Origin of the sequence: Collinsella aerofaciens (genome assembly GCF_039758965.1) — a bacterium.
GTDB classification, from domain to species: domain Bacteria; phylum Actinomycetota; class Coriobacteriia; order Coriobacteriales; family Coriobacteriaceae; genus Collinsella; species Collinsella aerofaciens_BR.
On sequence record NZ_JBDMSL010000042.1, the window covers coordinates 1 to 4,140 of the forward strand.

Genomic DNA, 4,140 nt, shown 5'->3' on the forward strand with positions numbered 1-4,140 from the left:
TTCGTGCAGGTCGGAACTTACCCGACAAGGAATTTCGCTACCTTAGGACCGTTATAGTTACGGCCGCCGTTTACCGGGGCTTGGCTTCGGGGCTTCGCCGAGATGGCTAACTCCTCCGCGTGACCTTCCGGCACCGGGCAGGCGTCAGACCCTATACGTCGCCTTGCGGCTTCTGCAGAGTCCTGTGTTTTTGGTAAACAGTCGCTTGGGCCTCTCCACTGCGGCCCGCCTCCGCTCCCCGGGCGAGCCGGTTCACGTACGCGCGGGCACCCCTTCTCCCGAAGTTACGGGGCCATTGTGCCGAGTTCCTTGACCATGGTTGACCCGATCGCCTCGGTATGTTCTACCCACCCACCTGTGTCGGTTTGCGGTACGGGCGCGCACGCGCCTGCCTAGGGGTTTTTCTAGGGACCTCGGGCTCACTCGCTTCGCTCAGTCGCTTCGTCCGGAGCCTCGCCCTCAATGCGGACCGGATTTCCCTGGTCCGCGGGCCGCGCTCCATCACGGGGACGTCCAGAACCCCGCCGAGCCACCCCCATCCGTCGCCCCGTCGGTCGTAGCGCCGCGTGCGCGGTGCAGGAATGTCTGCCTGCTGCGCGTCGGCTACGCCTACCGGCCTCGCCTTAGCCCCCGACTGACCCTGGGAGGATTAGCCTTGCCCAGGAAACCTCGGGTTCACGGCGGACGAGTTACTCTCTCGTCTCTCGCTACTCATGCCAGCATTCTCACTCCCATGCGCTCCACCGTCGGTCGCCCTCCGGCTTCTCCGCCCATGGGAAGCTCCCCTACCGATTCTAATGAATTAAAATCCCGCCGCTTCGGTGTCCAGCTTAGCCCCGTGTATTGTCGGCGCATGTCCACTCGACCAGTGAGCTGTTACGCACTCTTTGAATGGATGGCTGCTTCTAAGCCAACATCCTGGTTGTCTGGGCGGACGCACATCCTTTGCCACTCGGCTGGAACTTGGGGACCTTAGCGGGCGGTCCGGGCTGTTTCCCTCTCGAGCACACAGCTTAGCCCACATGCTCTGACTGCCGCGCTCTGGGCCGCCGGCATTCGGAGTTCGGTTGGATTCGGTAGGCGGCGAAGCCCCCTCGTCCATCCGGTGCTCTACCTCCGGCGGTGAACGCGCGACGCTAGCCCTAAAGCTATTTCGGGGAGAACGAGATATCTCCGGGTTTGATTGGCCTTTCACCCCTATCCGCAGGTCATCGCCGCCGTTTTCAACCGACGTGCGTTCGGCCCTCCACGGGGTCTTACCCCCGCTTCAGCCTGCCCACGGATAGCTCACCCGGCTTCGCGTCCGCGGCGCGGGACTCAAGTCGCCCTGTTAAGGCTCGCTTTCGCTCCGGCTCCCTTTCGGTTAACCTCGCCCCGCGCCAGCGACTCGCTGGCTCATTCTACAAAAGGCACGCCGTCACACCATAAAGGTGCTCCGACTGCTCGTGGGCGCACGGTTTCAGGTACTGTTTCACTCCCCTCCCGGGGTGCTTTTCACCTTTCCCTCACGGTACTGGTGCGCTATCGGTCACAGGGTAGTACTCAGGCTTGGATGGTGGTCCACCCAGGTTCGGACCGGGTTTCACGTGCCCGGCCCTACTCAGGGACCGCGTCGCGCCGTCCGGTCTGGGTTCGCGTACGGGGCTGTCACCCGCTGCGGCCGGCCCTCCCATGCCGTTCCGCTCCCCAGCCGGACCTGCGCCCGGGGGCGGCAGCCCCCGGATGCGCGGCCCTGCAACCCCGTCGGCGGAACCCCTGCCGGGTATGCCCGCTCGACGGTTTGGCCATCGGTCCCCTTTCGCTCGCCGCTACTCGGGGAGTCTCGAGATTGATTTCCTCTCCTCCGGGTACTTAGATGTTTCAGTTCCCCGGGTTGTCCTCCCCCCGCCTATGTGTTCAGCGGGGGGATATCCACACTGCTGTGGATGGGTTCGCCCATTCGGAGACCCCCGGGTCGAAGGATGTGTGCTCCTCGCCGGGGATTATCGCAGCTTGCCGCGTCCTTCATCGGCTCCCTGTGCCAAGGCATCCGCCGTGCGCCCGTGGTATCTTGCGGGACCGCTCTCGGGCCCGCGGGATATCCACGTGTCGCTAATAAAAATTAATCGATATCATGAATAGCGCTCGTATGTCGCAATTCGGGTATCTCATACCGCGGCACAGTGTCTTCACTGTGCTCGCGATCAGATGCTCCTCACTCATTATTAAGTGAATTCTTCTTGTTTGGATCGGATGAATGATTGCTATCATTCTGTTTGATTAATCGCAGAAAAGAATCGAGTCTGGAAGAGAATCTCTTCCATCTCTCTCCTATCGCTATGCGGCTCTCAAGGTACGCGGGTGCGACCCCGGGGACCGGGTGCTGCGGGGAATCATCCAGGCGACATCCACCGGACGGGCTCCTGCCCTCCATTCGAGTTAAAGTTTGTCTCTCTAAGAACGTATCTCCCTAGAAAGGAGGTGATCCAGCCGCACCTTCCGGTACGGCTACCTTGTTACGACTTCACCCCCCTCACCCTCCACACCTTCGGCGCCTCCCCCCTTGACGGTTGGGCCGGCGACTTCGGGTGCAGACGACTCGGGTGGTGTGACGGGCGGTGTGTACAAGGCCCGGGAACGCATTCACCGCGGCATGCTGATCCGCGATTACTAGCAACTCCGACTTCATGGGGGCGGGTTGCAGCCCCCAATCCGAACTGGGGCCGGCTTTCCGGGATCCGCTCCCCCTCGCGGGGTGGCATCCCTCTGTACCGGCCATTGTAGCACGTGTGCAGCCCAGGGCATAAGGGGCATGATGACTTGACGTCGTCCCCGCCCTCCTCCGCCTTGACGGCGGCGGTCCCGCGTGGGTTCCCGGCATCACCCGATGGCAACACGCGGCGGGGGTTGCGCTCGTTGCGGGACTTAACCCAACATCTCACGACACGAGCTGACGACAGCCATGCACCACCTGTATGGGCTCCTCTCGGCCACGGGGTCTCCCCCGCTTCACCCATATGTCAAGCCCTGGTAAGGTTCTTCGCGTTGCTTCGAATTAAGCCACATGCTCCGCTGCTTGTGCGGGCCCCCGTCAATTCCTTTGAGTTTTAGCCTTGCGGCCGTACTCCCCAGGCGGGACGCTTAATGCGTTGGCTGCGGCACGGGGGGATCGTCCCCCCACACCTAGCGTCCATCGTTTACGGCTGGGACTACCAGGGTATCTAATCCTGTTCGCTCCCCCAGCTTTCGCGCCTCAGCGTCGGTCTCGGCCCAGAGGGCCGCCTTCGCCACCGGTGTTCCACCCGATATCTGCGCATTCCACCGCTACACCGGGTGTTCCACCCTCCCCTACCGGACCCAAGCCGCGGAGGTTCCGGGGGCTTCGGGGGGTTGAGCCCCCCGCTTCGACCCCCGGCCTGCCGGGCCGCCTACGCGCGCTTTACGCCCAATGAATCCGGATAACGCTCGCCCCCTACGTATTACCGCGGCTGCTGGCACGTAGTTAGCCGGGGCTTCTTCTGCAGGTACAGTCTTGACTCTTCCCTGCTGAAAGCGGTTTACGACCCGAAGGCCTCCGTCCCGCACGCGGCGTCGCTGCGTCAGGGTTCCCCCCATTGCGCAAGATTCCCCACTGCTGCCTCCCGTAGGAGTCTGGGCCGTGTCTCAGTCCCAATCTGGCCGGTCGGTCTCTCAACCCGGCTACCCGTTGTCGGCACGGTGGGCCGTCACCCCGCCGTCTACCTGATGGGCCGCGGAGCCATCCCCTCCCGTCGGGGCTTTAGCCGGGGTGCCATGCGGCACCCCGGGGTATCCGGTATTACCCGTCCTTTCGGGCGGCTATCCCGGGGGAGGGGGCAGGTTCTCCACGTGTTACTCAGCCGTTCGCCACTCGCTTCCACCCGAAGGTGGGTGCCGTTCGACTTGCATGTGTTAGGCGCGCCGCCAGCGTTCATCCTGAGCCAGGATCGAACTCTCCGTCCAAAATATATGGGCTTCGAGCCCGTCCGGTCCCCTCAGTTCATCGCTGATCGGTTCCGTTCGATTCATATGGTTCTAGTATAGGAAAAGGAATTTCTCGGGGCCGCCTCTCGGCGGCCTTGCGAAAAACAAATCCAAGTTAGACCATTTCAAATGGTTCGATGTCTGCCCGGATGCGACACA

At 62.7% G+C, this 4,140-nt stretch carries 2 rRNA genes; both read right to left on the reverse strand.

Annotated features, from left to right (window positions below):
- Positions 1-2,056 (reverse strand): 23S ribosomal RNA (locus ABHU32_RS09855); the annotation flags it as partial.
- Between the two features lie 397 nt (positions 2,057-2,453).
- Positions 2,454-3,960 (reverse strand): 16S ribosomal RNA (locus ABHU32_RS09860).
- Between the last annotated feature and the right edge of the window lie 180 nt (positions 3,961-4,140).